Annotated in this window: 23 protein-coding genes; 9 read left to right on the forward strand and 14 right to left on the reverse strand. The window is 70.4% G+C overall.

Translation table 11 applies throughout. The features are described 5' to 3' along the window. Window positions 1–438: 438 nt before the first annotated feature. Window positions 439–1374: a diiron oxygenase gene (locus tag ABZS54_RS21060; RefSeq protein ID WP_355537974.1), complete on the forward strand. Its 936-nt coding sequence runs from the start codon at window positions 439–441 to the stop codon at window positions 1372–1374. Between the two features lie 336 nt (window positions 1375–1710). Here ABZS54_RS21060 and ABZS54_RS21065 read toward each other — a convergent pair whose 3' ends face one another. Continuing rightward, window positions 1711–2712, reverse strand: coding sequence for an alpha/beta hydrolase-fold protein (locus ABZS54_RS21065; protein WP_355537977.1), 1002 nt, complete (start codon window positions 2710–2712; stop codon window positions 1711–1713). Window positions 2713–3205: 493 nt separating this feature from the next. On the opposite strand from ABZS54_RS21065, the gene ABZS54_RS21070 reads away from it, so the two are divergent. From ABZS54_RS21070 to ABZS54_RS21085, 4 genes are all read left to right on the forward strand, one after another. After that, window positions 3206–3406 carry a hypothetical protein gene (locus ABZS54_RS21070; RefSeq protein WP_355537980.1) on the forward strand — a complete coding sequence of 67 codons (201 nt, stop codon included), beginning with the start codon at window positions 3206–3208 and terminating at the stop codon, window positions 3404–3406. A 143-nt stretch (window positions 3407–3549) separates the two neighbouring features. Continuing rightward, window positions 3550–6339 (forward strand): hypothetical protein, encoded by a 2790-nt coding sequence (locus ABZS54_RS21075; RefSeq protein WP_355537983.1) that lies wholly within the window; start codon window positions 3550–3552, stop codon window positions 6337–6339. A 214-nt stretch (window positions 6340–6553) separates the two neighbouring features. Further along, a complete protein-coding gene (locus tag ABZS54_RS21080) occupies window positions 6554–6772 on the forward strand; it encodes a PQQ-binding-like beta-propeller repeat protein (protein ID WP_355538082.1) in 219 nt (72 codons plus the stop codon). Window positions 6773–6907: 135 nt separating this feature from the next. Beyond that, the gene (locus tag ABZS54_RS21085; RefSeq protein ID WP_355538085.1) at window positions 6908–8593 is read left to right on the forward strand and encodes an MBL fold metallo-hydrolase; all 1686 of its coding nucleotides are present in this window, start codon (window positions 6908–6910) and stop codon (window positions 8591–8593) included. Here the strand turns inward: ABZS54_RS21085 and ABZS54_RS21090 are convergent. The 6 genes from ABZS54_RS21090 to ABZS54_RS21115 all read right to left on the reverse strand — a co-directional run bounded on the left by ABZS54_RS21090 (window position 8561) and on the right by ABZS54_RS21115 (window position 15352). Next, window positions 8561–9052, reverse strand: coding sequence for a S26 family signal peptidase (locus ABZS54_RS21090; protein WP_355537986.1), 492 nt, complete (start codon window positions 9050–9052; stop codon window positions 8561–8563). The genes ABZS54_RS21085 and ABZS54_RS21090 overlap by 33 nt on opposite strands. Further along, window positions 9052–10956, reverse strand: coding sequence for an ABC transporter ATP-binding protein (locus ABZS54_RS21095; protein ID WP_355537989.1), 1905 nt, complete (start codon window positions 10954–10956; stop codon window positions 9052–9054). Before ABZS54_RS21095 ends, ABZS54_RS21090 begins: the two co-directional genes overlap by 1 nt. Next, a complete protein-coding gene (locus ABZS54_RS21100) occupies window positions 10953–11465 on the reverse strand; it encodes a hypothetical protein (RefSeq protein WP_355538087.1) in 513 nt (170 codons plus the stop codon). Before ABZS54_RS21100 ends, ABZS54_RS21095 begins: the two co-directional genes overlap by 4 nt. Then, entirely contained in the window at window positions 11350–12045 is a 696-nt protein-coding gene (locus ABZS54_RS21105) for a MauE/DoxX family redox-associated membrane protein (protein ID WP_355537992.1), read from the reverse strand. The genes ABZS54_RS21100 and ABZS54_RS21105 overlap by 116 nt, the downstream gene beginning before the upstream one ends. A gap of 85 nt (window positions 12046–12130) precedes the next feature. Beyond that, window positions 12131–12313: a hypothetical protein gene (locus ABZS54_RS21110; RefSeq protein ID WP_355537995.1), complete on the reverse strand. Its 183-nt coding sequence runs from the start codon at window positions 12311–12313 to the stop codon at window positions 12131–12133. Window positions 12314–12529: 216 nt separating this feature from the next. Continuing rightward, window positions 12530–15352: a BTAD domain-containing putative transcriptional regulator gene (locus ABZS54_RS21115; protein WP_355537998.1), complete on the reverse strand. Its 2823-nt coding sequence runs from the start codon at window positions 15350–15352 to the stop codon at window positions 12530–12532. A gap of 650 nt (window positions 15353–16002) precedes the next feature. Between ABZS54_RS21115 and ABZS54_RS21120 the strand changes: the two genes are divergently transcribed. From ABZS54_RS21120 to ABZS54_RS21130, 3 genes are read left to right on the forward strand one after another with little or no spacing between them, the layout of a single operon-like run. Beyond that, window positions 16003–16899, forward strand: a complete 897-nt coding sequence (locus ABZS54_RS21120) for an ABC transporter ATP-binding protein (protein WP_355538001.1) — start codon at window positions 16003–16005, stop codon at window positions 16897–16899. Further along, complete coding sequence (locus ABZS54_RS21125) at window positions 16896–17864, forward strand: ABC transporter (protein ID WP_355538004.1); 969 nt, start codon at window positions 16896–16898, stop codon at window positions 17862–17864. The genes ABZS54_RS21120 and ABZS54_RS21125 overlap by 4 nt, the downstream gene beginning before the upstream one ends. A gap of 55 nt (window positions 17865–17919) precedes the next feature. Beyond that, window positions 17920–18312 (forward strand): GntR family transcriptional regulator, encoded by a 393-nt coding sequence (locus tag ABZS54_RS21130; RefSeq protein WP_355538007.1) that lies wholly within the window; start codon window positions 17920–17922, stop codon window positions 18310–18312. A 206-nt stretch (window positions 18313–18518) separates the two neighbouring features. On the opposite strand, the gene ABZS54_RS21135 is transcribed toward ABZS54_RS21130, so the two are convergent. From ABZS54_RS21135 to ABZS54_RS21155, 5 genes are all read right to left on the reverse strand, one after another. Beyond that, a complete protein-coding gene (locus ABZS54_RS21135; RefSeq protein WP_355538010.1) occupies window positions 18519–19133 on the reverse strand; it encodes a dihydrofolate reductase family protein in 615 nt (204 codons plus the stop codon). A gap of 473 nt (window positions 19134–19606) precedes the next feature. After that, entirely contained in the window at window positions 19607–20041 is a 435-nt protein-coding gene (locus ABZS54_RS21140; protein ID WP_355538013.1) for a VOC family protein, read from the reverse strand. 394 nt (window positions 20042–20435) lie between these two features. Continuing rightward, a complete protein-coding gene (locus ABZS54_RS21145; RefSeq protein WP_355538016.1) occupies window positions 20436–21158 on the reverse strand; it encodes a DUF2637 domain-containing protein in 723 nt (240 codons plus the stop codon). 58 nt (window positions 21159–21216) lie between these two features. Beyond that, on the reverse strand, window positions 21217–21414 hold the full coding sequence (locus ABZS54_RS21150; protein WP_355538019.1) for a hypothetical protein: 198 nt from the start codon (window positions 21412–21414) through the stop codon (window positions 21217–21219). Window positions 21415–22294: 880 nt separating this feature from the next. Then, window positions 22295–22429, reverse strand: a complete 135-nt coding sequence (locus ABZS54_RS21155; protein WP_355538022.1) for a hypothetical protein — start codon at window positions 22427–22429, stop codon at window positions 22295–22297. Between the two features lie 954 nt (window positions 22430–23383). On the opposite strand from ABZS54_RS21155, the gene ABZS54_RS21160 reads away from it, so the two are divergent. Beyond that, entirely contained in the window at window positions 23384–23707 is a 324-nt protein-coding gene (locus tag ABZS54_RS21160) for a cupin domain-containing protein (protein WP_355538025.1), read from the forward strand. A 101-nt stretch (window positions 23708–23808) separates the two neighbouring features. Here the strand turns inward: ABZS54_RS21160 and ABZS54_RS21165 are convergent, their stop codons facing one another. Continuing rightward, on the reverse strand, window positions 23809–24300 hold the full coding sequence (locus ABZS54_RS21165; RefSeq protein WP_355538028.1) for a hypothetical protein: 492 nt from the start codon (window positions 24298–24300) through the stop codon (window positions 23809–23811). Between the two features lie 128 nt (window positions 24301–24428). Continuing rightward, window positions 24429–25730, reverse strand: coding sequence for a WS/DGAT domain-containing protein (locus tag ABZS54_RS21170; protein ID WP_355538031.1), 1302 nt, complete (start codon window positions 25728–25730; stop codon window positions 24429–24431). Window positions 25731–25912 lie beyond the last annotated feature (182 nt).

Genomic DNA, 25912 nt, shown 5'->3' on the forward strand with positions numbered 1-25912 from the left:
GGCATCGCACGCCACTTGACGCCGTTGTCGACCAGGTAACGGACCGCGTCGAGCATCTCGCGGTGGCAGTACGCCTCCGGCTGCCCGCCCCGGCCTTCCAACCACGCCGGCACAGCCGATTTCGGAGATCCTCGTCGCGCCGCGGTTCGCCCCACGTTGCCCCACGTCGGCTCGCGTGGTTCGAGCGGTTCGTCGAGGCGGTGGATCGCGGTCTCGTGCGAGTGCGTCCCGGCGCGGCGCGGTGCGTGCCGGGCGTGGGTTCCGCCCCGCGCGGATGCCACCCGATACCGCGGGGCACACGATTCGGCGCGCCGCAGCATGATTGACACAAAGTGCATATATATAACTTTATGTAACATTCCTTGCGTCCTGGCGCCAGTTTGCGCCGCCGGGAAGTACCCGCCGAACCACCAGCACGAATGGACGAGGAGGCCGCGCATGCCGGTCAAGGACGACACCATGGACCGTGAGCGCACCGCGGAGCGCCTGTTGACGGCGTCCGCGAAGAACTGGTTCGACCCGCTGACCGAGATCGACTGGGACGCGGCGCTGCTACCCGACACGTTCTTCATGAACGAGGAGCGCTGCACCCTGTACGGCACTCCCACGTGGGACCGGCTCGGCCGGCAGCAGCGCATCGACCTGTCCCGCCACGAGGTGGCCAGCACGGCGAGCGTCGGCATCTGGGTTGAGGTGATCCTGATGCAACTGCTCATCAGGCACGCGTACGACCAGGACATGACGAGCCGTCATGTCCAGTACGCCTTCATGGAGATCGCCGACGAGTGTCGCCATTCCACGATGTTCGGGCGCATGATCGGCAAGTTCGACTGCCCCAATTACGGTCCCGGCCGTCACGCGCACGAACTCGGCCGGTTCCTGAAGACGGTCGCCTCGGGCGTTCAGCCGTTCGCCGCCGCGCTCATCGCCGAGGAGATCCTCGACACCATGCAACGCGAGATGATGCGCGACGAGACCCTCCAGCCGTTGGTCCGCGACGTCGCGCGCATCCACGTGATCGAGGAGGCGCGGCACGTGCGTTACGCCCGCGAGGAGGTCGCACGCCGCACACCGCATCTGAACCGGAGGGAGAAGGCGATGTGCCGGCTGCTCATCGCGCGGGTCGCGCACGTGACCGCGCGCAACCTGATCCATCCGGGGGTCTACGCCGCGGTGGGCCTGGACCCCCGGGCCGCCGCCCGCGAGGCCTGGAAGAACCCGTACCGGAGCCGGGCGTTGCAGGACTGGGGACGGCGCCTGGTGGGGTTCTACGAGGAGAACGGGCTCATGGGCGGCCCCGGCCTGGCCCTGTGGCGGCGTTCCGGACTGGTGGCGCCCGACTATCGACCGGGAACGGCGACGGACGAAGGCTGACCGTCGCCGGCGACGGCAGGACGAACGAGCGCGTGCTCGGCCCGCCACACCCGCGAAACGACAAGGACCCGGCGCGGCCGACCGCACAACCGCCCTCCAGGACAGGACCTGAACGGTCGAGACCCATCCAACGGACGGTCGAGATACATCCACGAGCAGGGAACATCTCCGCCCGCGCCGGGCCGACCCGTCCACGGGCCGACCGGCCGCGGCCGGGACCGTGGGCGCCGGTGTCGCGGATGTGGTGGATTGAATTCCCGACGACGGCGCAGCACGCGGGCCTGCGCGGCCGGGTCGTCCAGGTGGGACAGGAAAGCCGGCAGCACGAAGAAGCAGCTACGCCGCCGGACGAAGGTGGGCGACAATGCCGTCGATGTCCTCGGCGAGGAGGTGCCAACGGAGAGTGTGGCCACCGGGAACCTCGTGGGCCGTGTACGGGATGCCCGCCTGATCGAGAAGGCCACGGAACTCGCGCTGGCCGTCCAGGACATGAGACTCCTGAAAGGCGCTGAACCACGGAATGTTCTCGGCACCCGTGCCGGCCACCATGAAGATCCGCTTGTTGTGGTAGCTCGGGATGCGCTCGACCGCGTTGTCGGCACTGACTCGCGCTTCGTTCCACAACGGGACGCCGTAGATGGTGCCGCCGCCCAGCTCGATGGCGGCCGAGGACGCGTTGGCCCAGTGGCCGACGGCACCGCCGTTGAGGCGCAGGCTGGGCGGGCCGGAGTGAGCGCTGACCGAGGCGAAGTGGCCGTAGTACTTGGCGGCGTACTTCAGCGCGCCGAAGCCGCCCATCGAGTAGCCGGCAACCGCACGTCCGTCGTACTCCGCATGGGTCCGGAAATTCGCCTCGACCCACGGCAGGAGCTGGGACATGTGAAAGGTCTCCCAGTTGCGGGGACCGACGAACGAGGTGACCGGGTTGGAGTACCAGCCGGCGCCGCCACCGTCCGGCATCACGACGATGATCGGCTTGCCGGCGGTGAGTTCCCGAATGCCGCCCGGGACATCGAAGTTGCGGAAGTCCGCGCCGGTGCCGCCGCCGTGGAACAGGTACATGACGGGGTACCTGCGGCCGCTGCTGTCGTAGTCGTCGGGCAGCAGGACGTTGACACCGGGGCCCGTGGTCCACCCGATCTGGCTCGTCTTGAAGCGGTAGTACTTCAGGCGCGGGTCGCTCTCGTTGCTGTCGATGACGCGCAGCCCGAAGCCGTCGCCGACCGCATGGGCGGCGGAGGCGCCGCCGACGACGCCTGCGGCGCCGAGCACCGCCGCCGCGGACAACCCACCGGCGGCCTTCAGGATGTTGCGGCGGGTGGGTTGGAACTCGGTCATGCCATCCCCCGTGTTCGGTTTGTGGTGTCGATGCCGGGTGCAGTGGTGTCGATGCCGGGTGCGGACGACGCTCGGCCTTCACCGAGCCGCACCTGTCCTCATGGACGAGCGAACTGCCGGCGCAGGACGACCGACCACCCTGGCGCGGCGGTTGGTTACATCCGGTGCGCGTCGATCACACACCAGTCACCCGCAATGGTCAATACCGAACCGAGCTAAGTTTTTGCACCGCCCGATGACCCCAACTCCCCTACGCATCACGGCTACACGTGTCACCGCACACCGCAGCCACCGATGGGGCAGACACGCGGTGACCCCGTCGCATCGCGCTGGAACCGCCTCGACGGGCCCTGACTGTCGTGCCGTTTGATCACGGGACGGCCGGGCGGCGGGAAGTCTCGGCCGGCGACGCGCGTCCTGGACGACGTCGCCGAGCCGCCCGGGGCTCGTCACGGTGTGGCACGAGTGCCCCGCGAACGACGACAACACCCTCGTGCCTTGGCAGCTGGTGACTCGGCTGATCGAGGCGTTGAGCGCCGCGTCGCCCGACTACGTAGCGGCGCTCAGCCGGCGGACCGGCACGCCGATGACCGTGGTCTCGCACGTCACGATCGCGAACGCCCACGGCTCGGCCGTCAGCAGCGTCTCCATCGACTCCCTGTCGCCGGAGGGGAGTCGGTGCGCTCCGCGCTGATCCGGTATCCCGGTGGCGGCGATCACATCTGATCTTGACTTATTGTCCGGAAACTCTGCTTGTTGGCCGGGCAGCCCGAATGGTGGGGTTATAGCCCGGCGTGGATCCGGCCGATTTGGTGCTCGTCTTGGGGGGCGATACGCATGGGGTTCTTCCGGCGCAAGCAGACCTTGTACAGCGTGGTGCTGGGCCGCCCCGAAGGGAACGGGTGGCAGACCGATTTCCTCAGCACTCCCGATGTGGTGGCGATCACCGAGACCGGGCTGGTCGCCTCCGGCCCACGCACGGCGGTGCTCGGCGGGCGGTACGGCGCCTTCCCGGCGCCGTTCGCCGACGGCCTCGACGGTGCGCTGCAACTGCCGCCCAACGGCCCATACGCGATGTACATGTTGTTCAGCGGCGACCAGGCGATCATCTACGAAGAGCGGCGCGGCCGGATCACTCCGGAGGGTGGGACCTGGCAGCGGATGGGCAGTCTCGCGGCGACCCAGTACAAGTCGCTCGGCTCGCTCCTGCCCGCGGCGTGGTCGTCCGACCTGGACGCGTTGATGCAGGCGCCGCCGGACCCGGCGACCGGCGAGTGGCGGACGTACTTCTTCAAGGGCGCCCGCGTGATGACGCTGGACTGGACCAACGGCGTCCTGCGCGACGTCCCGATCACCGATGGGCCGGATGCCGGGCAGGCTGGTTGGGCCTCGTTGCCTGCGGAGTTCCAGTCCGACCTCGACCACGTTGCCGCGCTGGCGCCCGCCGCAGACGGCACGCGCCGCTCGCTGCTGATCAAGGGACCACGCGGGGCGATCCTGAACTGGGCCACGGGTGTGGAGACGTCGGGTGATCTGGGATCGCTCAACCCGGGGCTGACGCAGCTCCGCGACGAGGGCTTCGCGATGCGGGTGTACCCGGTGTCCGGCCGCTACACGTTCCAGAAAGACGCGTGCTCGGTCGAGCTGCGCGTCGACATCGACGGCCCGAACGCCTCGATGATGGTCAGCGGCGACGTATACATCACGATGAACGGGATCCGCTACTACACCAATTCGTTCCGCGTGCGCCCGACACTGGTGTTCAACCAGTACGTGACGGTGCCCGTCCAGAACATCGAAATGGCGAACGGCGCGCAGGGGAAGATCTACCTGCTGCTTCTGCGGGTGCTGCCCCGCGACGACTCGCGCCGGGAGATGTCCCTCGCGCTGATCCAAGGCGACGGCTACATCGACTTCGACTCGGGCAGATGGGACTCGCCCTACATGCGCACCATCGACTACGAGGTCGACACGGTCGCGGGCTCGGGTGCCTTCACCCAGTACGACACCTCCGTCAGGGCGGTCCCGCCCGGCTACCGCAACCGGGTGCTGACCATCCCGAGCACGTTCGCCGAGGCCGGTATCGAGCTGCGGCCCGCCGGCCAGTCGAACACGCTCCCCACCACCTGGGCCGGCTCGGACCTGCGCTGGTCGGACGCCGAACTCCACGCCGCGATGCTGGCGAACTACAGTCTCTACCGGGATGCGCCGAACTGGGCCCTGTGGGTCCTGGCCTGCGGCTTCTCCGAGCGGGGCAGCAACTTCCTCGGTGTCATGTTCGACCAGTCCGGTCCCCAGCGCCAGGGGCTCGCCGTGTTCGAAGGAGCCCTGGCGAGCCCGCAGATGTACGGTGCCCACCCCGCCACGCGCGTGCACACCTACGTCCACGAGATCGGACACGCGCTCAACCTGCTCCACTCCTGGCAGAAGGATCTGGCCACCCCACCCGCGCCGCTGGGACCCAACCTGGGCTACGGCGACCTGTCCTGGATGAACTACCCGCAGAACTACCAACTGCCCAACGGCGGCAGCAACGCCCAGCGAGCCGCCGCCGCCGACGCCTTCTGGGCCGCGTTCCCGTTCCGGTTCAGCGACAGCGAACTCCAGCACCTGCGCCACGCCTTCCTCGGCTACGTCATCCCCGGCGGAGCCAAGTTCATGGGCGGCGCGGCCTTGGACGCGGATGCCGCAGCGGCGTCCTTCGGCGCGCCGGTCGCCGAGGAGACGGGCCTGCGCCTCGAACTGCAAGGCGCCACAACATTCGAGTACGGCGAACCCGTCGTCGTACAGATCAAGCTCGCCCGCACCGGCGGACGCGGCGACGTCGCCGTCACCCCGCACCTGCACCCGAGCGCGGGCGCCGTCGCCCTGGCGATCACCAATCCCGCCGGCACCACCCGGGTGTTCCGCCCGTTGGTCAACGCGTGCCACGGACACGGCGACGACCAGGCCACCACACTCCTGACCGAACAAAACCCGGCGGTCTACGAGAGCGCGTACATCGGATACGGCGGCGCCGGACTCTACTTCGGCGAACCCGGCCGCTACACGATCACCGCCGCCTACCACGGCCCCGACGGCTCCCGAACCGTCGCGAGCTCCCGCGCCATCCTGGTCCGGCACCCCCTGACCCGCACCGACCAGCACGTCGGCGAGCTGCTCCTGGACGACGCCCAAGGGCAGCTCCTCACCCTCCTCGGCTCCGACGCCCCGCAACTGCAAAGCGGCAACGACGCGCTCCAGGAGGTCGTCGAACGCTACGGCAGCCACCCCCTTGCCACCTACGCCAGACTCGCCCGAGGCGCCAACGCCGGACGCCACTTCCAGCGCATCGAAGGCAGCCAAGTGCTGGTCCGCGAAGCGGACATCAAGGAAAGCGTCCAGCAGCTCGGCGCGGTCGTCAGCGCCTCCGCCGGCGACGAAGGCGTGGACAACATCACCCTCAACGAGACCATGCGCCGACTCGCGCGAGTTCACGCGAAAGACGGCAACCTCGCCGAGGCCGACGCGGTCCTGGACCGCATGATCGACGTGTTCACCGCCAAGAACCTGCCCGACACGGTGCAAGCCACGATCGCCGACCAGGCCGAGGAGGCCCGGAACCGGATTCACGAGACGAACGGCTAGCCAGGCCGGCTACGTGCCCCTGAAGAAGCCCGGGGTCGGGGTGGCGGACACGCAGCGAATCGCGAAGATACGGCCGAGGTGCCCCTGTGCCCGCCACTGCGGCGACGGGATCATCCGTAGGAGCAGGGCGAGTTCGATTCAACGGGAACTCGCCCGGGCCGTCGCGCGCAGCGGCTGTTGCCGAGGTCCTCACCTCACGCGGGTCGTTGCGGGGGTGCTGTATGTAGGCAGCTACGACAAGAACGTGTACGCCTTGGACGCCGCCACCGGGAAACAGCGATGGGCCTTCACCACCGGCGGCGGCGTCTCCGCGACGTCGGCGGTGGCCGAACGGGTCGTGTACGTAGGCAGCGCCGACGGAAACATGGACGCCACCAGGAATAACCGGCATAGCTATCCTCCGCACCCTCGACGGTCAACGGTTGCGGCGTAGGAGTCGAACGGCCTCGCCCCGAGCAGCGGCCGGCGGCGTCGGGAGGTGGTCGCGCAGCGTCGCGACAAGGTCTGGTCGGAGCCGAAGTGCCGGGCGATCGAGGTTGCGCCGCGCACGTGGCAGGTCACCGCCGGGGTGGTCGACGTCGCGGTGATCGAGACGGACGAGGGACTGGTCCTGGTCGACGCCGCGATGAGGCACGACGGGCCGGAGCTGTTGCGTCTGATCCGCACCGTCACCGATGCGCCGCTGCGCACGGTCGTGTACAGCCACGCGCACATCGACCACGCGTTCGGGCACGGTCCACTGCTCGCCGAGGCGGCCGAGCGCGGCGACCCGCCCCCGCGCATCGTGGCGCACCGCGCCGTCGTGGACCGGTTCCGCCGCTACATCCGCACCGCCGACCTCAACACCACCCTCAACGCCCGCCAGTCCGGCGGCCCGCGCACCTGGTGGCCCCGTCACGACACCGACGTGTTCCGGCCGGACACCGTGTACGACGACACGCTGACCCTGCGGATCGGCGGCGCTGCCGTCGAGCGCGTGGCGGCTGTTGAGGGCGCACGGCTGGTCGCCGCAGGGGCCGGCTCGTCGTACTGGTGTGGGACACCCTCGGCAGTCGTCGCAGTCGAAGGATGCGCGCGTTCGCCGACCGCGTCGACAACCGCCCCGCACCGAATCCGGCAGAAGGAAGTGCGCTGTGCGCGCGAACGCTATCCCTGCCGGGCCTTCGCGGCGAGGTGGATAGGTGATATGCGTCCTCCATTGTCTGTTTTCCCGACGTTGTGCGTTCTGGCCAGCGACATTCGGGCGCGCCCGAAGGCCGTTGCCCGCATCGGTCTCGGCCGAAGAGGCTTTGCCCAGGTCGACCGCAAGGCACGAAGTCGCGTGTCCTGCCCTCGTACGGTTTCCAGCAGCACGTCGGGAGCACGCAGTACACCCGCGAGAAGGGCGCATTCGGCACAACAAGTGGTGAATTCCCGCTGCCTGGACGGCCGACCCAGTGCCGTGCCCCTCACACCGATGGCTACTACTGCCTCTGGGCCTATCCCTGAAGGTTTCCAAGTAGTCGGGTCAAAGGGCGTTGCACGACCGGCCAAGACATTCAGGCTCGACCACTCGGGAGAAATATGCGTAAGGCAATCGTATGGATCGGGCGAGGCGTTGGTAGCCGGGTGCGCCGTGGTCAGGAGCGCGGATGGAGCCGCACACTTCGGCCGGAGCGCGCGCACAGTGCGGTCGGGGGCGGGGTCCAGGTCCAGGTCCAGGTCCAGGTCCAGGTCCATCATCGCCTCCCGGATACGCTCCGCGAGGTCCGCGTCCTCCCCGACCAACCGACGCGGCTCGTCGGCGTTGATCCGCCACACCACCCACGCGAAGTCCGAGCGGTGGGTCACGTTTCCGCTCCAGCCCTGGGCCCTGTGCATGGTGGTCGATACGTCAGGGCTCGTGTGGAGGTCGGTGGCAACGTCGGCGGACAAGGAGACCTGCGGGGCGTACGTGACGTCGGTGAGGACGTGGCCCGATCGGGATTCACCCGGACGAGCGACCGGTGAACCGTCGACGTCCGGGGTAGGAGACACCTTGGGCGCGGCACCGGGTCCTCGGGGAAAAAGACCCGGTCCGCGCCCCGTCACGAACCGCCGCTCCGGCCCAACGCCGGGCGGCCGTTCGGTAAAGCAACTCGCCCATCCAGGTCCGATGAAACCGTACCGACGCTTCCGCGCAGATGTCAGCGCAATCCCCGCACGACCTGCCGGCCGCAACCACCGGGTCGAGAACGAGACTTCACCGACGCTCCAGCAACGTCGTGGGCGCTGACAGCCCCATCCGACGCATCACGGTCCCCAGGACCCGGTCCGCCGCGAAGTAGCCCATCTGCCGGGAGTCGAGACTCGCGTCCGGATTGTCGCCGAGCAGGACCAGCTTCCCCGGTGGCACATGCCGTTCGGGTACCGCGGCCAGCGCCGCCACGCCGTCGCGCGGCACCGGGTCTCCGGGTACCGCGGCCACGCGCTTGATCAACCACGTCCGGGTCCGGGCGTCCGAGGCGGATCGTCCGGGCCTGGCGTGCGCGATCACCACGACCCGCCCTGGAGCGGGCCGAGACCCGCGCGTCACGAGCACGCGATCTCCGTCACGGTACGCGGGCTCCATGCTGGAACCGCGCACGGTGACCGCCACCAACCGCCTGCGCGCCGACACGACGACGAGCATGAACGAGACCATGCCGAGGCCCACGAGCACGACCGGCAGCCGTCGTCCGAGCGCCCCGCGCATCAGTGCCCGCCTGTGCGAACGTCATCGCCCAGATACCCGGCCGCTTGGAGCGTGAACAGCCGGGCGTACTCGCCGTCCAAGGTCATGAGCACGTCGTGGGGGCCCTGTTCCACGATGCGACCGCCGCCCAGCACGACGATGCGGTCCGCGTCGCGCACCGCACCGAGACGGTGCGAGATCAACAGGCTTGTGCGTCCGGCCCGATAACACGCGAGCGACGCGTGGATCTCGTGTTCGGCCGCCGCGTCGAGCCCGGCCGACGGCTCGTCCAAGATCATCAGGTCTCGCTCGTCGCCGTGGTCGCGCAGGAACGCGCGTGCCAGGGCGAGGCGTTGCCACTGACCGCCCGAGAGCATGACACCGGCCTGCGACCGGGCGCCCTCGACATCGTCCTCGACGGTGCCCTCGGCGGCGTCCCCATCGTCGTCCCCGGACGGCGCCGAGAACATCCGCGACAGCAGGGTGTCGTAGCCGTGCGGCAGTTGGGCGAGCTTGTCGTGGATACCCGCGCGTCGGGCCGCGTCCCGCAGTCGGATGCCGTCGTCGAGCGCGGTCAGATCGCCGAGGGCGATGTTCTCCGCCGCCGTCATGTCGTAGTGCATGTAGTCCTGGAACACCGCGCCGATGCGTCGGCGGTACGCGGCGACGTCCATGTCGCGCACGTCCACGCCGTCCCACAGGATCGCGCCTGCGGTCGGGTCGTGGAAGCGGCACAACAGCTTCACGAGCGTGGATTTGCCCGCTCCGTTGAGCCCCACGAGCGCGATCACGCTCCCGTGGGGGATGTAGAGGTCGACCCCGCGCAGGATCCACGGATGCCCGTCGGAGTAACGGAACCACACGTCGCGCAGCTCGATCCCCCCGCGCAGCGCCGTCGCCGGACGAGGTGCGGCGACGACGGGCAGGTCCGGCTCGGCGGTCGTCACCGCGAGGTAGTGGTCGAACATCAGCAGGGCCTGATGGGTGCGGGCGACCTCCGTCGCGAGCGTGGCCAACGCCGCCTGCACCCCGGCCACCGCCGCGACGAACATCGTCACGCCGCCTACCGACAGCACCCCTGAACGCGCCGCGCCGACCGCCCACAGCAGGCCGCCGCCGGAGACGAGCGCCGCGAGCAGCCCCAGTCCGGTCTGGACACGGACCTCGCGCCGATCCAGAGCTCGCCTGGCGGCATCCGCCGCGCGTCGTTCGGTCAGCATCCGCCCGCGCAGGAACGCGCCGATGCCGAACAGCCGGATCTCCTTGGCCGCTTCCACGCCGGTGAGCAGGTCGCCATAGAACAACTCGCGCCGCTCGGTGGGGCCGATGTCCCAGAGCATGCGCGAGCGACGCCGCGACAGCGCGATCTCCGCGAGCAGCACCGGTATGCCGGACACCAGCACGAGTCCGGCCATGACCGGGCCGAGCAGCGCCAACGACCCGAGGAACCCGGTGATCGTGAGCACCGAGCGGACGACGCCCAGGGCTCCGACCACCGTCTCGTTCGGGTTGTGGCCCACGCTCTGCTGGGCCAGTCGCAGCCGGTCCAGGAAGCCGGGGTCCTCGAACCGTCCGAGCCCCACGAACCCGTCCACGGCGGTGAACAGCCGGTCGCGCCCCAGCAGTCCCACCCGTCGGTCCAACTCCGCCCGCAGGTACTCGGTGACCTGCTGCGTCGCCCCGGCGACGATCCCGGCCGCCGCCAGGCCCGCCGCCAACGCGAGCAACGTCCCCGTGGACGCACCCGCAACCAGGTCATCCAGGAGCAGCTTTGTCAGGAAGGCGGCGACCACGGGGAGCGCACCGGCCGCCAACGTCAGCAGCACGTACGCCGCGAGCGTCCCGGGGGCGCCCTCGATCGCCAACGAGCCCGCGGCGAATACCCGGCGTGCGGCGGCCCGGGCCCGCGTCGACAAGTCACTCATCGCGCCGCGGCGGCCGATCGGCCCAGGTCGACCCGGTTCGCGGTGACCACGAGTCGACCCGCGTCGTCCGGGGCCACCCGCAGCAGCGTCGGGTACGACCTGGCCCGGAACGCCCGCCCCAGCGCGTCGTCCGGACCTGCCTCCACGACCACCCGTGCGAACGGTGACAGTTCGGCGACGAACGCGGCCGCCTCGCCCGCGTCGCCCACCACCGCGGCCAGCACGCGATCGCGCCCCCCGGGCAACGTCCGCGCGTGCTCGACGAAGCGCGGCAGCTTCTCCCGGCACGGTTCGCAGCCCGGCGAGAAGAACGCCACCAGCGTCTCCTCGGCCAGCATCCCCCGGGTCAAAGGCTCGCCGTCCACCATCGACGTCGAGAATTCGCCGACCTCCTCACCCACCGCCATGTCGAGCGGGTCGCCCGAGCCACCCCCGCTCGACAGCAGTTCGGCGTGCTCCCGCAGTCGCCTGATCACGCCCAGCGTGAGGACCAGGTCGAGTGCGCACAACGCGCCCACGAGCACCAACGCGACCACCAGGAACGGCATCGTCCCTCTCCTTCGTCGACGAGCGGAACAGCGCTTCGATGTCCTCGATTCGGATCACCGTCATACCGACGACGACGCCGGCCGCCGACGCCACCGCCACCTGGGCCGGTTCGACCCGCCCGCCCGAGGTTGCGAACGCACCGAGGACGGCGATCAGCGTCAGAGTGCCGTTGCGCACCACGTGAAGCCGACCCATCGGCTTCCCTCCGGCCCCGAAACAGCGGCACTCGACGTGAGCCCCGCGAATGACGGTCGCTGCGGCGACCGTCGTGAACGCGAACAGGAGGCCGGCGGCGAGCGCGAATCCCGCGACGCCCGCATGCCACGTCGCGTATTGCCCGGCCAACAGCGGCGGCACCGCCGCCTCGGCCGCCACGACGGCCGCGGCGCACGCACGGGCCCACCTGCGGGGCACCGCTTCCACGGCGGCCAGCGCCCGGACGAACGCCGCGTACGATGCCCGGTTGCGCAATTTGCCCACGGCCGCCGCGGCGAACACCACGGCGAGCGCCGAGCCACAGGCCACGGCAAGGATTTCCACGAACCGTCACTCCTCCCCGGGGCGGGCGTCGGTCGGGCGCACGCTCGCGCGGCGTCCCGACCGACGACCTATGGGACGAGTACGACTAGAAGCAGCCGCACCGGATGAACGTGTTGGTGCACGAGTCCTTGACCCACGTGTGGTTCCAGCGTGCGCACCCCGAACCGGGGCCGCCCGTGACGCATACGTAGCCGCAGGCGGCGGCCTCGACCCTGGGCACGAACCGTTCGAGGAGGCCGTTCCCCCACGCCTCGATCTTCTTGTACATGTCCACACTCCTGACATGATCGGACCGGGCGCGGGATCCGCCCGGCGGCTGCACGACGGCCGCGGCAAAGAACCGGGCCATCGAGATGGCGCCCCTTACGATGCTCGGCCGACCGTGCATAAACCTTGTCCAAACCTTGAATCGGCTGGTGGGACAGGCAGCGGGAGTGCTGTGCGGGACGCGGGAACCCGGCCGGGCGGGCATGTGATCGTGCCGCTACGGGCGCGGATCGCCGTCGACGGGCGCCAGGCGGTCCACCACGCCCTCGGCCCGATCGCTCCGGCCCTGGTGCCGGTACAGCGCGAGCGCACGCCGCCACGCGTTCCGTGCCTCGGCGTCCTGGCCCAGGGCGTGGTGGACGTCGCCGAGGCACACCAGCGCGTCGGCCTCCTCGTAGGCGTCGTCGAGGTCGCGGCGCAGCGCCACCACCCGGCGGTAGTGGTCCAGGGCCTCGGTGTGTTCGCCGTCGCGGTGCGCGAGGTAGCCGAGGCTGTCGAGCGTGAACGCCTCCCCCTCGCGGAAGCCGTGCCGACGACACAGGGCGAGGGCCCGCTCGCAGTGGTCACGGGCGGATCGCAGGTCGCCCAGGCGGGCTTGGTACCAGCCCACGGCGTTGAGCGCCTCGGCCTCCCGATGCGGGCTGTCCAGCGTGCGTCGGATGCGGAGGTTCTCCAGGGCGTGCGTCAGGGCCTGCCGGTCGTCGCCGTGCTGTTCCCACGCGAGCGCGAGGTTGAGTTGGGCCTGGGCCCGACCCGCGCCGTCGTCGATCGCCTCCGACAACGCGAGGGATCTGCGCAGGTGTTCGAGTGCGTCGGCGTGGTCTGCGAGCGGTACGTGGGCCCGGCCGAGCAGTCGGTGCGCGAGGGCCCGGTCGGCCGGATCGGCCCACACGTCGACGTCCGCCAGGGTTGCCCGAAGCATGGCGACGCGCTCGGGCAACCGACCACGCCGCCACTGGAACGTGTCCAGCGACCAGGCCAGTTCCCACGCTCGACGGCTCAGGCCGTGTTCCATCGCGAACGCGTGCGCGTCGCGCAGGCATGCGTGTTCGGCCTCGAACCAGGACATCGCGGTGGTCGCGTCCCGGAACGGGGGCGACGCGGCAGGAGGCCGTGCCGCCGCGAGCGGGGTTCGCTGTGGGGAGAGCACGCGGTCGCCGGCGTGGGCGGCGTCGACGTAGAAGTCCACGAGCCGGCGCAGCGCTTCCTCGCGGGCGCGGCCTCGCTCGGGCTCGCGGGCGCGCTCGGCGGCGTACAGTCGCACGAGGTCGTGCATGCGGTGGCGGCCCGTGACGTGTTCCTCCGTCAGGTGCGCGGCCTCGAGTGCGCGCAGGTGCGACCGGGTCCGTGCGGGCGTGAGCCCGGTGAGCGCCGAGGCCGCCGCGAGCGCGATGTCCGGGCCCGGCGCGGCGCCCAGCAGTGCGAACACCCATGCGGTCGTCGGGTCCAGGGCGGCGTACGACGACGCGAACACCGCTCGCAGGTCCGCGATCGGGTCGTCGGTTCCCAGGGCGTCCAAGCGGGCTGAGCGGTCCTGGAGTTCCGCCGCGAGCACCGCGAGCGGGAAACCGGGGCGGCCGGCCGTGCGCGCGGCCACGATGGCGACGGCCAGCGGCAGGCCCGCGCAGTGGTCCACGAGCGCGGACACCGCCTGCGGTTCGGCTGCGGCGCGTTTCGGTCCGAGGTGGTGCACGAGCAGTTCGCGGGCTTCGGTTTCGGTCAGCAAGCCCAAGACGAGCGAACGGGCGCCGTGCGCGGCGGTCAGCCCCGCCAGGCGCCGGCGGCTGGTGACCAACACGGTGCAGGATGGGCCGCCGGGCAGCAGGGGCACGACCTGTTCACTGTCCCGCGCGTTGTCCAGCACGATCAGCATCCGCTTGTCGGCGACGAGGCTGCGGTAGAGCGCGGCACGACCGGGCCGGTCCGCCGGGATCGCGTCCGCCGCGACGCCGAGAGCGTCGAGGAATCCGCGCAGTGCCGCGGCCGGGGCGACGGGCTCGCCCACCGGAACGAAGCCGTGGAGGTCGACGTACAACTGCCCATCGGGGAAGGCCGCGGCATTCCGGTGCGCCCAATGCAGCGCGAGCCAGGTCTTCCCGACCCCGCCGGCGCCGCCGATCGTCGCGATCGCCACGCCACGACCCAAGTCGCCGCGCTCGTTCAGATGCCGGTCGAGCTCGGCCGCCGTCACCGCACGGCCAATGAAGACCGGTGGTGCTGCGGGGAGTTGGCGCGGGACCGGGGTCGCGGTGGTCATGCGTGGGTGCGGGGAGGACGGGGCGGCCAGGGCTGCCGGGGCGGCGAGCGAGGGCGAGGCAGTGAGAATCTGCTGGTGCAGTCGCCGCAGCTCCGGACCGGGGTCGGTGCCCAATTCCTCCACGAGGCGCCGTCGGACGTGTCGGTAGTGGGTCAGCGCCTCGGCGGGGCGACCGCCGCGGTACTGCGCGAGCATGAGCTGCGCGGCCAGGCGCTCGTCGAGGGGGTCCGCCCGCGCGCGGGCGGCTAGTCCCGGCAGCAGCCCCGCATGCTCGCCCAGCCGCAACCGAACGTCGACCAGGTCGAGTTCGGCCTCGTAGCGCTCCCGGTGCAGTGCCTCGCGGAGGGCGTTGAACCACGGCGTGTCGACCGCGGCGAAGGCGTCCCCGTGCCACAGGTCGAGGGCTTGCCGCCACATCGACGCGGCGCTGTGGTCGTCTTCGGCCGCGCGGGCCTCGGCCGCGAGCGCCCGGAAGCGATGCAGGTCGACGGCGAACGCGTCGATCTCCAGGAGGTAGCCGCCCGAGTGGCGGGCGATACGCACCTCCGTGGTGGCGGCCAGGCGGCGGCGCAGCCGGGAGAGGTAGCTGTAGAGGGTGCCCTGCGCGCGCTGCGGAAAGCTTTCGCCCCAGATCCGTTCGACGATGCGATCGATGGACACCGGACGATTGGCCTCGATCAACAGCACCGCCAGCACACAGCGTTGCCGGGTATGGCCGAGGTCGACGAGCGCGCCGCCGACGCGCGCCTCGATGCCGCCGAGCAGAGCGAATTCCACCACCATGGAAGACAACCCTGTCGCAAAGCCCGGCCGTCGGGCAGTGCTTCGGCCGGCGAAGTCGCCCATCCGATACGAAAGATGGGTTCGGGTCGAGACATGTCCGACCTGTGGACGGGCGGGGCGCGAGCCGACGCGATCGGGGCACTCTCACCGGCTCCTGTGCCTCGCGAATCATCCGAGGACCCGGGCCGGGCGGCGGTGTAAAAGCGGGCCGTGATCCCGTCGGCCGAAGGCGATGGGCACTTCGCACGTATGCAGCCCTGCGTTGATTACCAGGGAAGACGACACCCCGGCGAAAACTCGCGTGCCCGAACGCGAACACGGCGGCTTCGGACTCCTGCGGCAGCCCCGGGCAACGCGCGCCCATCGGGCGCGGAGCGGGCGCGGGGCTCCGTCGGGCGGCCTGGTGATGATGTGTCCCGCACAGACTTCGCGGTGCGTCGTATGCCGCGGCCATCGGTGTCGGCCGGCCAATATGCGGCCCCCTGCCGGGCAGTCGCACCCTGAACAGGCACGCGCGCTCGTCGTCGCGCAGCGGAGCGTCCGCGGGCAGGGGCGAGATCGACCCGGACGAAGCCGGGTTGACAGGGAGGGAGCCGACTTGCACCATGATTCCACTAACTACTTAGTGGAATCATGAAGGGCGGAGCGGTGTGAACGACACCTGGGCGATCGAGGCGCGCGGCCTCGGCAAGCGGTATCGGCGCGGCTGGGCCCTGCGCGACTGCTCGTTGCGCATCCCCGCCGGCCGGATCTGCGGCCTGGTCGGCCCGAACGGGGCGGGCAAGAGCACCCTGTTGAACCTGGCCGCGCGGCTGCGCCGACCCACCGCCGGCAGCCTGCGGCTGTTCGGCACCTCGATCTCCGATCCCGAGGCGATCCTGCGGATGGCCTTCCTCCCCCAGGACAAGCCGCTGTTCAAGCGATTCACCGTGGAGGAGACCCTGCGCCTGGGTCGGGAATTGAACCCGAGCTGGGATCAGAGCGTGGCCGAGCGCATCGTCCGGGCCGGAAACATTCCCCTGCATGCCCGGGTGGGCACGCTCTCCGGCGGTCAGCGCACTCGTGTCGCCTTCGCGCTGGCCTTCGGCAAGCGGCCGAACCTGCTCGTCCTGGACGAGCCGATGGCCGACCTCGATCCCCTCGCCCGGCACGAGACGGCCGCGACCCTGATGGCCGAAGCCGCCGACTCCGGCACGACGGTGGTGATGTCCTCGCACCTGCTCGGCGAACTGGCGGACATGTGCGACTACTTCGTCCTCCTCCGCGAGGGACGAATCCGGCTGGCGGGCGACGTGGACGAACTCCTGCCCGAACACCGGCTGATCACCGGAGCCGGCACCCACCTGGAACCGCACACCGTGGTCGAGAGCCGGACCGCCGGACGTCAGACCACCGCGTTGATCCGGCCCCAAGGCCCCATCGCCCCGTCCTGGGCAGTCGTGGAACCATGCCTGGAGGACGTGCTATTGGCTTACCTGCGCGCACCGGCCGCGCCCGCCCTGCTGACCGACGTCGCCCGGGTACCGGAGCGGGCGGTGGCTGCGTGAGCACACTCGCCCACACCCCATCCACCCGGTCGGCCGCGCGCCGCCGACCGCACCTGAGCGGCATGGCCTGGCTGACCTGGCGTCAACACCGCGCCGCCTACCGGGTGGCCATCGTGGCCACCCTCTCGGCCGGCGCCTGGATGCTCTACCAGGGTCTGCGCTGGCGTGACTTCCTGCGCGACGCACCGCCGTTCCACGACGAGCGGTACTCCCACGAGTACATGAGCTGGTACCTGCCCGCGCAGCTGTACACGGGCCTGGCCCTGTACATCCTTCCGCTGCTCCTGGGCGTCTTCCTGGGCGCGCCGCTCCTCGCCGCGGACCGCGACAACGGCACGGCGAAGCTGGTCGTCACCCAGTCGGTGTCCCGGGTGCGGTGGATGGCCACCAGACTGGCCGTAACCGCGCTCGTGGTGGTGGTGTGTACCGGTGTGCTGTCCGCCGCGTTCACCTGGTGGTGGCAACCGCACGGCCTGAAGGTCGAGTGGTATCGACCCGAACGCTTCGCCACCACCGGCCCGATGCCGGTCGCACTCGCCCTGGCGACGACTTTGCTGGGCGCCCTGATCGGCTTCGCGATCGGCCGAACACTGCCGGCCATGGTGATCACCCTCGGCGCGAGTACGGCCGTCCTGTACGTGTCCACGCGTTTTCGGGGCCTGCTCGGCGTGCGCCGCACGATCAGCGGCCCGCTTCCCGACCCCGCCGTCCGCGCGCCGGAACACTCGGCCCACGTCGACCACTTCTTCACCACCGCCTCCGGCCGGCAGGTGCCGCTGGGCAAGTGCTCGCCCGACCCGATCGACTCGTGCCTGGCCGTCAAGGGTGTCGTGCACTCGTCGGTGAAGTACTTCGACCTCGCCCAACGCGACACCCTGCAGTGGACCGGTGCCGCGTTCTGGACCGCTGTGGCCCTGATCGCCGGCGCCCTGACCGTATGGTGGGCCGCCCGCCGACCGCTTTGACACCAACCGGTGACAACCTCGAACATCGACCCACCCGGCCGGAGGTGACGAGGAGGTGAACACCATCGAATTCCGCATCGACCGCCGCAGCGGGGTCGCCACCTACCTGCAGATCGTCGACCAGGTCAAACAGGCCCTACGCCTTGGCGTCCTCATCGAAGGCGACCGCCTCCCCACCGCCCGCGAAGTCGCCGAGACCACCGCGGTCAACCCCAACACCACCCTCAAGGCCTACCGCGAACTCGAACGCGAGGGCCTGGTCGAACCCCGCCCCGGCCGGGGCACCTTCATCCTGCACTCGCTCGTAATGCCGGCCGGCGCCGACGACTCCCCCCTACGCGCCGAACTCCGCGACTGGATCACCCGCGCACACGCCGCCGGCCTACAACGCGAAGACATCACCGCCCTGGTCACCTCCCTCACCGAAGACCACTACGGCCGCCACTGACACGCGGCGTCCGGCACGCGGCGCGTTCACGGTCATCGGCGATCTCGGATGCGATCGGCCCGGGCTCGCGGCCCTTGGTGATCGGCTCCCGGCGGTGGCCGAGCCGACCGGAACGTACCCTCGGTCGGCTCGGCCACCGCCGCACCCCTGCCGTAGGGGCCCGCCGTTTTTTTGACTGCTCGATGCGAAGTTCCGCGACGTCGTCGTCACAGGACGTCGTAAGTCAGGTGCGTCGCGGTCGATGTCGGGGTCACGCTCCGCCGTACCAGCGTGCGCGGCGTTCCGCCGGTGAACAGCGGCGTCCCGGCGCCCAGCACAACGGGCGCCAGGTGCAGCGTCAGCACGTCGACCAGCCCGGCATCGAGCGCCGAGCCGATGGTGGCCCCGCCGCCCATGAGGACGACGTCCAGGTCCCTGCCGCTGTCCGACGACGCCGCCTCGGCACGCTCGCGCGCGGCGGTGACCGCGTCGGGCAGACCGGTGGTGACGAACGTCCAGTCGAGGTCGGTGAGCCGCACCGACTCCGGCGGCGAGCTCGTCACGACGACGAACACGGGCCTGCCGACCTCGCCGGCGCCGTAGCCGGTTCTATCGTCCCAGCCGTTCGGACCGTCGACCATGTCGAAGAGCCGGCGACCGAGGACGACGGCGCCCGAACGGGCGGTCGCCTCGCGCAGGACCCGGCGATCGTCGGGGTCGTCGGAGAACGCCCAGGTGTGCAGAGCCTCGCCACCGATGCCCAGACCGTTGTCCGGGCCGGGGTCCGGCCCGGTGACGAAGCCGTCGAGGGAAACCGAGATGTCGGCGATGATGCGAGTCATACCAGGACAGTCCCCATCCGCCGCCCGAACTCATCGCTGACGCGGGAAACGTGTCCCGGATGCGAACCCGAGAGCCCCCAGACGGGCAGCCGACCCGGCCTGCGGGGGATCGAAGAGGATTTCGGGTCGCGCCGCGACAGCGGTCGGACACTCGGGATCCGATCACCCGCAAGTCATCCCCTGGGACGCAGTACGCCCTCGACACCTGGGCCCGCCGCGAGACGGTGCTCCGGGCGTCGCCGACACCCTTGGGCGTGTCGGCGCGAGAGCCCGGACCATGGAGCGCACGGAGGTGCTTGAGCGCGCATTGTCGGCGGCATGAGCGGATGTTCTCGCCGATCGCCGCCGGATTCGTGCCCGTGGACACCGAGGGGTGGTTCTGGATCAGGAGTGGCGCGCCGCGGGATGGCGACCGACCCTCGTGACGGCGAACCGCTCCAGTCGACTCGCGAAGGTGCCACGTTCGCGGCCCCTCAGTCGAGACAGAACTCGTTGCCCTCGATGTCCTGCATCCCGAGGCACGACTCGTTGTCGTCGTCGGCAGGCAGTAGTCGCCCGCGTACCGCGCCGAGCGGGACCAGTCGTGCGCATTCGGCCTCAATTGCGGCCAAGCGCTCTTCACCCACGAGCCCGGTGCCGACCCGTACGTCAAGATGCACCCGATTCTTGACGACCTTGCCTTCGGGAACGCGCTGGAAGAACAGTCGCGGGCCCACACCTGAGGGATCGATGCATGCGAACGCCGAACCCCGACGCTCAGGCGGCAGCGCGCGATCGAAATCGTCCCAAGTGGCAAACCCCTCCGGTGGCGGCGGTACGACGTACCCCAACACCTCGCACCAGAAACGAGCGACGCGCTCGGGTTCTGCGCAGTCGAAGGTGACTTGGAACTGCTTGATCGACGCCATCGGGCCACCGTAGCGGCGGGGTTTCGTCGTCGCTACGGGCTTACTCCTGGCCGGGTACCGCGCAAGGGTCACGATCTCCGCCGGCCTGATGCCTTCGTGGCAACGGCCATCCGCCGTGAAAGGGGTCGGCGGATCTCCACCCGGTATCGGCGCCGTCGGGCCGCTTCGCCGCCGCGGGCGACGAGGCGACCCGGAGCAGCCGGGACTTGTGGATCGTGTTCTCGCGAAAGGGGGCGCCGTGGAGCCCGGCACCGGCCGACACGCCCGCGACAGCGGGGTTCGACCGGGTCGGCAGTGCACGACGGCGCCCACACCTCTCGTGTTCCCGTATGACGCGAGAACGAGGGCGATGCCCGCCCCGGGGCGATTCCTGGGCCATGCGCTCGGGCGTGGTTCAGGGTGAGGAGTTGCGGCGTTGGTCGGGGACGGATCGTCGGGGTGGTCGGGTGAGGGTGATCTGGCGTACGAGTTGGTGTAGGCAGGCGGTGGTCGCGGCGGCGGGCAGGGCGGCGACGACGACGCCTTGCACGGTCCTGGGGGCGTGGGTGAGGGAGAGCAGCATGGACAGGCCCGCGAAGGCGCCGACCACGATCCACGAGTGCAGTGCCCGGCGGCGGTGGAGGCTGGAGCGCAGGATGGACAGGGAGGCCACGATCCAGGGGCCGTGGACCAGAACGGGCCACCACCGGGCCGGGCCGGTGGTGGAGGTGGCGGTGTGCCGCAGCGACGCGAGGGTGATCACCGCGCCCAGCACGCTGATCGTGGCGACCAGGAGGACGCTCGCCACCACCATGGTGCGGCTGAGCCGGTCCAGCAGCCGTGCGCCGCCCGCCGGTCGGACGGGCGCCGGGGACCGCCGGCGATGACTGCCGGGTCCCCGGATCGGGGTCGGCAGTTCGACGGTGGCGGGAACGTCGTCGACCGGGTTGCCCAGGAGCCGGGCGAGATCGGCCTCGAACTCCGGATCCCCCACCACCGCGAACGACGAGGAGAGCCCGTCGGGTGGCGCGGCCGCGTCCGGGGCCGGCCACTCCGCAATGCCGGGGAACGATGCGACGCCCTGCGGGAATTGCATGCCGGGCGGGAGATACGGGTCGTATCCATAACCTTCGTACATGGGCCTGACTCGTTCATGGGCTCGGGCGTTGTCGGATGTCGGTAAGTATTCCCGCGGGTCACGATCGTGGATCGTCCAACACGTCGTCGAGTCGGCGCGAGTACTCCGCAGCGATCAACAGCATCGTCAGGGCGAACTGCTCCATGTCGGCGGAGCAGTGGCGAAGCAGGATGCGATCTCCCGCGCGTTCGATGCACGCGTGCGGGGAGCGCTTGAGGAAAGTCGCGGCCCGAGGGGTGAGTACCCAATCCCCCATACGGAAGGTTCGTTGGGCGAGTGCGGGAGGAGCCGCGACGGAGGCGGATGCTCTGGGGGTCACGCCGAGGGTAACGACGCGCTTTCCTCGTGGGCGCTGGTCCATAACGGTGAACTACGGCCCGCGTTCCTGTCCTTTTCGACCTCGCGTCGCACATTTCCGAACACCGGCCGCGTGGAGGACTGCCCCCAAGTACGCGAATTCCGTGCCGCCAAAGGGATGTGTGACCGCACCGGCCGGCCTCTTCACCTTCGCAACGAACAACTCTCGGATTGGTAAAGATTAGGAAAACCGGCCGAATGGCAGTCTTATCTTCCGTCATGTTCATATTCGGGTGAACACCTTGTAATCCCCGCAGAGCCACGAACCCGTGCCGACAAGGCCACGACATGCGGGCAGTCGAACGCGTCGGCGCGCGCTCGACGCAAATGCCCCCGCTCGACGTAGCGGTCCGGATCGCACACCCTTGCTCGGCGCCAGGTGATCTCGGTGCGAACTTCGACGTCGGGACGGTTGCGCGATCGGCGCAGCAGGGCGACGGCAGCGTCGACGCCCGCCGTAACGGCGGCTGTGACGAAGCGGTGTGCGGTGTCGGGTCGGGCATCGCAGTGGCGTCCGAGCCGGCCTTTGATCCGATGTCATGCTCCACGCGTCGGACGTGCAACACGGCGACCGGGTCCACCGTTCATGGAGTAGCCGCGCGAAAGGCCCTTTCCACGCCGGGAATTGGCGCGGCCGCTTCTTCCCGACGGGGAAGGGCTGTGCCTCGCAACGGGACAGGGAACAGCCCCGAACCGCGGGGATGCGCGGTTCGGGGCCGTTCCTGTCGTCGCGCGGGCGACCGGCGGAGGGGGGTGCCGGGGCGTGCCCGTGGACGGGTCTACCGCGGCTCGCCGCTCCGGATCCGGATCCGGTCCACGATGGTCTCGATCCGCGGATCGAACATGCAATCGTCGCCGACGACGACCCTGCGGAGGCGGCGCTCGTCGTTGATCCATGCACGGATGACCCACATTTCGGGACCTCCAGAACCGGGACCGAGAACAGTACTCCGCCGATCCGACAAGAAAAAGAGGGTCGCGGCGCGAACCGCAGCCGACGGGAGCATCGAAACGGGCTCGTCCGTGGACTCCGCACACCATCCGGTCCCGGCCTGAGTTGGAAGAGCAGGCCGGCTCTCCTCCCCCGGCCCGACCTCGTGTGACACACCACGACCCCAGGGAACGGCTCGCCGGTTCGGGTGAATGCGCGTACCGGATCCGGCGAGGCGCCCGCGCCTGCCGCCCGCGCGGGCGCGATGGTGGGGCGTGTCGCGGGGTGTTCGCGTGTGGGCCCGAACATCCCCGTCGACACACCGCGGCCGGCCGCCCCGCCCCTCGGGCGCCCGGCCGCGCCTCACCCTCCCGGGGCGCCGGGTAGGCCGGGGAGGCATCGTGGTGGTACAGGGACGCGGACAAGGCAGCGCACGCAGATGTTGGTCGCGTTGGGGGCGTACCGATGCGAACGCCGCCGTCGGCCGACTGCTTGGCTCCACCGCAGCACCGTTGACGTGTGGCTCCGGAAGCCGAACGGCTTCGGACCCGCCTGCGTCACCGAAATCACCCAGCGCGGCACCAGCCCGGATCGGGGCAGGATCGAGTGCCCTGCCTGCGCACGCTGGTCGTGGAAGACTGGTGTCGGCGTACTCGGCTCGCCGGCAGGGGAATGCGCCGGAGTGGGAGCCGTTGCCGGTGCAGTACACGGATTACACGCTGTGGCAGCGGCAGTTGCTGGGCGATGAGGCCGACCCGGGGAGCATCGCGGCGAAGCAACTGGGCTACTGGCGTGCGGAGTTGACCGGACACCGGAGCCGGTGCAGTTGCCGGTGGACCGGCCGCGGCCTACGGAGGGCAGCCACCGCGGCGGCGACGTCCTCTTCCGTTCCCGTACTCCCCTATGTCGGGCGGCACGGCCGTGGCATCATCGCCGTATGGAGGTCATTGACGCCGGCCGGTTCGCACCCGCCGCAGACGGGTCCGCCGACTACGTCGAGCACCTGCGGGTGCCCGCACTCAGCTTCGGGACGTACTCGATCCCCGCCGGACAACCCGACGATCAGGCCCCGCATTCGGAGGACGAGATCTACGCCGTGGCCGGCGGCCGCGGGAGGTTCACCTCCGGCGGCCGCACGATCGACGTCGGTCCCGGCTCCACGCTGTTCGTCCCGGCGGGCGAGGAGCACCGCTTCCACGACGTCACCGAGGACCTCACGGTGCTGGTCTTCTTCGCACCCGCCTACACCGGGCGCCCCTGACCCGAACCCCTGCCCACCGAGTGCGGCAGCCGTCGCCGAGCGTCTTCCCCCGGCCGCTGCGTCCTGCGAAGTCGTGGCGAGACGATACGGTTCGGCCGTTCTCAGTCGTCCGGTTCGACGATCCGCATCAGGGTCAGGTCGGGCAGGTCGAGGTGGAGCAGGCAACCGCGTCCGGAGATGGTTCCGTGGTAGGCGAGATCGTCCACGTCGACCCCCATGGCGGCGATCGCGTCGACGAGCATGGTCGCCGCGCTGTCGGCGTGTCCGCTGTTCCGTACGGCGTCGTCGAAGCGTCGTTGCCATCGATCGCCGCTTTTGGTCCAGCCGAGCCGGTCGGGGTCGGTCCCCGGTTCCGCGTGGTGGTTGAACGCCTCTATGCACAGGTCAAGTCCATCGCTCCACGCGCTGACGTATCTGAGCCGGTCGCGGCCGGATTGAAAGTGAAGGATGAACCTGCCGGGGAACGCGGGCATGTCCGCGCACAAGGCGCGCAGTGTGGTGGCCAGTTCGGCCTCCGCTCGGGGCCACGTCCGGGTGGGGGCCAGGCGTGGTTCGGGGCTGGGCAGATCGGCCGGCTCTCCGGCGCGCCACACTCCGTGCTTCAGGCCTGCGGCGTCGTTGTCGCGCGCGGTGTCGAGCGGCGTGAACTCATCGGTCCACCGGGTCGACGAGTCGGTACGTCAGTGCCGGACGGGTTCCGACGTCCGGACGGGAAGGGTGGTCAGCGTGTCGCGGTGTGCTCCGGGTCGCCCGGTGCCGGGGCGGCGACTGCTCCCGACGCGATCGCGGCAGGGGCGGCGCGCGGGGTGCGTTCGAGGGCGTCGAGTTCGGCGAGCCATCGGGTGGGAAGTTCGTCGACGGCGGGCAGGCTGGGATCGGCGACCACGGCCAGGTGCGCGGTTCCGGCGTATTCGGCCAGGCAGATCGACAGGTGGTGACCGGGAGGCAGGAACATCAGCGGTAGCAGGGTGTGGATGCTGTGGCCGTGGAGTTCGAGTGGTTGGGCGGGGCCGGGGACATAGGTCGACACCAGGGTGGTGCGCCGCGGGTGCAGGGACAGTGCCATGGCCCGGCCGTGCCAGCGGGTGGGCAGCGTGTCGAACAGGGTGTCCGCGTCGGGGTCGTATCGGCCGCTTCGGATGTCCGCGGTGGCCAAGTATGTGGCGGCCAGCCGCTCGGCGGCGGTGGGCGTTCGGCAGGGCAACGCGACACGGACACCGCGATGGAAGTTGCCCACCGCGTTGCTCGTGTCGCTGCGTCGGGTGTCGAGGGGGACCATCGCCTGCACGGTGCCTGCGGCGTCGTCGGGCAGCCAGGGCCGCAGAGCGCCGGCAAGGGCGGCGAGGTAGACGTCGTTGAGATTGGTACCACCCGCCCGCGCGATGGCCTTCATGCGGGTCAGCGGAGTGTGGGCCCATCGGCGTCGCGGTGGACCGGTCGGGGCCCGCACACCCGCGGGGCCCAGGGTGACCGCCTGCCCGGGCAGTGCGATGTCGGCGACCCCGCGCAGCAGGGCGCGCACGCGGCGGGGTGTCCACGACGTTGGTGGTTTGGGCGGTGTGCGGCGAGGCCGCAGACCGGGTTCGCCCAGCGCGGCGAGCATGATCCCGATCAGGGACATGCCGTCCAGGAGGCCGTGGTGGGCGCGCAGGAGCAGGGCGAACTCGTTGTCACGGTGGCCGTGAAACAGGGTCACGCCCCAGGTGACCTCCGTAAGGGGCTGGGCGCACCCGCGCTCGATCGCCGCGTGCAGCGCGACTTCACCGCCGTCGGTGGGCAGTTCGAACTTCTCCAGGTGATCGGCGGGCGCGGCCGGGCCACGCGCGTTCGCGCCGGGCGCGCGGGCTCGGTCGCGCAGCGGCGGGTGGGCCGCGCGGACCATGTCGATCAACACGAGCAGTTCGTCGGTCGAGGGCACGGGGCCGGAGACCACGGCCACCCCACCGATCTCCATGGTCGAGTGGGGGTGTGCCGCCCCGTAATGGAACCAGCGTTCGCCCGCCGCGCTGTCACGCTCGTGCATGGTGTTCTCCGTTCGATGTCGTTCGCGCGGCGCGGGTGCGGGTTCGTGGGCGTGTACGCGCTTCGCGGTCGGCGCGCACGAGGTGGGCGATCGTGCGCCCACGGTCCTCGGCCTGCCCTCCGGTACGCGTTCCGCATTGCCGAGGCAGGTACCGCCACCGGAGCGTGGTGGCGGGTGGGCGC

The organism is Embleya sp. NPDC005575, from assembly GCF_040605455.1.
GTDB lineage: Bacteria > Actinomycetota > Actinomycetes > Streptomycetales > Streptomycetaceae > Embleya.